At 45.8% G+C, this 286-nt stretch carries 1 protein-coding gene; it reads right to left on the reverse strand.

Annotated features, from left to right (window positions below; all coding sequences use genetic code 11):
• A partial coding sequence (locus QP752_RS11260; RefSeq protein ID WP_284805545.1) for a hypothetical protein occupies positions 1–191 on the reverse strand: 191 nt, incomplete at its 3' end.
• Positions 192–286 lie beyond the last annotated feature (95 nt).

Genomic DNA, 286 nt, shown 5'->3' on the forward strand with positions numbered 1-286 from the left:
TCAGTAATACGTTCATGCAGTTGTCGATAAAAGGAAGTGCAGAATGCATGAATCTGTTGCCCGTAGATGTTTCCTTCTGTCGAATGGAGTATGAAGTGGACTGCCAGCAGACGCGGCCAGTGGTCAACAGCATGTTGAATAAAACGCCGGATGTCTCCCGGCTCTGAAATTAAGGCTTCGGTTATTTGCACGAAATACTACTCCTTCAGACTCTGTTAAGTTTTGTTTGTTAAATCGGTGCAGACCTGCAGGAAAGCACGCAAGCACCGGCACAGTACGATATAAA

It is taken from the genome of Corynebacterium sp. UMB10321, from assembly GCF_030228725.1.
GTDB classification, from domain to species: domain Bacteria; phylum Actinomycetota; class Actinomycetes; order Mycobacteriales; family Mycobacteriaceae; genus Corynebacterium; species Corynebacterium pseudogenitalium.